The 1,913-nt window shown below is 75.9% G+C and carries 1 protein-coding gene; it reads right to left on the bottom strand.

Annotated elements, in window-relative coordinates; all coding sequences use genetic code 11:
- Positions 1–1,913, bottom strand: a 1,913-nt coding sequence (locus G3I65_RS54990; protein ID WP_160704438.1) for a type I polyketide synthase, incomplete at both ends; no start/stop codon positions are given.

A 1,913-nucleotide genomic window follows, 5' to 3' on the forward strand; every position in this document is an offset into this window, starting at 1 on the left:
CGCGCGAGCGCGGCGACGAGCGCCTCCTCTTCCCCTCGGTCCCGGCGCTGCGCCGGGACGAGCACCGCGGCCGGGCCGGCGGAGTCCTCGGCCAGCGCGGTCAGCACGGCGTCGGGGCCGGCCTCGAAGAACGCGCGCACACCCGCGTCGCGCAGGGTTTCGACCGCCGCGCCGAAGCGCACGGTGGCGCTGACGTGGCGCACCCAGTAGTCCGGTGAGCGCAGTTCGTCGGCGGTGACGATCCCGCCGGTCACGGTGGAGACGAACGACAGCTCCGGCGTGCCGAAGTCCAGGCCGCGCACGATTCGGGCGAACTCGGCGAGCATCGGCGCCATCAGCGGCGAGTGGAACGCGTGCGACACGGTCAGCCGCTTGGCCGTCCCGAACCGGGCGGCGATCGCCAGCACGGCGTCCTCGTCGCCGGAAACCACGACGGATTCGGGACCGTTGACGGCGGCGATCGACACGCCGTCGGTCAGCAGCGGCCGGATGTCGTCCTCGCGGGCGCGCAGGGAGACCATGGCGCCGCCGGCGGGCAGCGCCTGCATCAGCCGGCCGCGGGCGGCCACCAGACGGCAGGCGTCGGCCAGCGAGAAGACTCCGGCGACGTGCGCGGCGGCGATCTCGCCGACCGAGTGCCCGGCGACGTGGTCCGGGCGCACGCCCCAGGACTCGATCAGGCGGTAGAGCGCCACCTCGACGGCGAAGAGGGCGCACTGGGCCCAGCCGGTTTCGGCCAGGCGCCCGTCGTCCGCGCCGAACAGGACGTCCCGCAGCGGGCCGGGCAGCTCGACGTCGAGCTGTGCGAGCACCTCGTCCAGCGCGGCGGCGAACACCGGGTAGCGCTCGTACAGCTCGCGGCCCATTCCGGCGCGTTGCGCGCCCTGGCCGGTGAAGAGCACGGCGAGGGCGGGCGCGGCATCGGTTTCGCCGTCGGCCGCGCCCGCCGCGACCCCGTCGTCCACCCAGGACCCGAGCTCGCGCCGCAGGGTGGCGGTGTCCCGTCCGGTGACGGCGAGGCGGTGCTCGAAGGCCGACCGGGTGGTCGCCAGTGCCCGCGCGAAGTCGGCCGCCGTGGCGTCTTCGTCCTCGTGGGCCAGGAACCGGACGGCCTGCTCGCGCAGCGCCGCGGCGGTGCGGCCAGACAGCAGCCACGGCACGACCGGCGTCCCGGGGGCGGCCGGTGCCGGCTCGGCGGCCGGGGCCTGCTCGATGATGGTGTGGGCGTTGGTGCCGCTGACCCCGAAGGACGAGATCCCGGCGCGCCGGACCCGGCCGGTCTCCGGCCACGGGGAAGCCGTGCGGGCCAGCTCGACCGCACCCGCCGACCAGTCCACATGGGACGACGGCGCGTCCGCGTGGAGGGTCGCGGGCACGACGCCGTGGCGGATCGCCATGACCGTCTTGATGATCCCGGCGACCCCGGCCGCGGCCTGGGTGTGCCCGATGTTCGACTTGACCGAACCCAGCAGCAGCGGGATCTCCCGGTCCTGGCCGTAGGTGGCCAGCAGGGCCTGCGCTTCGATCGGGTCGCCCAGCGGCGTCCCGGTGCCGTGCGCCTCGACGACGTCGACGTCCCCGGGGGCCAGGCCGCTGACCGACAGCGCGCGGCGGATGACGCGCTGCTGCGACGGGCCGTTCGGGGCGGTGAACCCGTTGGACGCGCCGTCGGAGTTGACCGCCGTGCCGCGCACGACGGCCAGCACGCGGTGGCCCTGGCGCTGCGCGTCGGACAGCCGCTCCAGCACGAGGACGCCGACGCCTTCGGCCCAGCCGGTGCCGTCGGCGGCGTCGGAGAACGCCTTGCAGCGCCCGTCCGGCGCGAGGCCGCCCTGGCGGCTGAACTCCAGCAGCGAGCCGGGCGTGGCCATCACGTTGACGCCGCCGGCCAGCGCGAGCGAGCACTCCCCCGC

This window comes from Amycolatopsis sp. SID8362, assembly GCF_010550475.1.
Taxonomy (GTDB): domain Bacteria; phylum Actinomycetota; class Actinomycetes; order Mycobacteriales; family Pseudonocardiaceae; genus Amycolatopsis; species Amycolatopsis eburnea.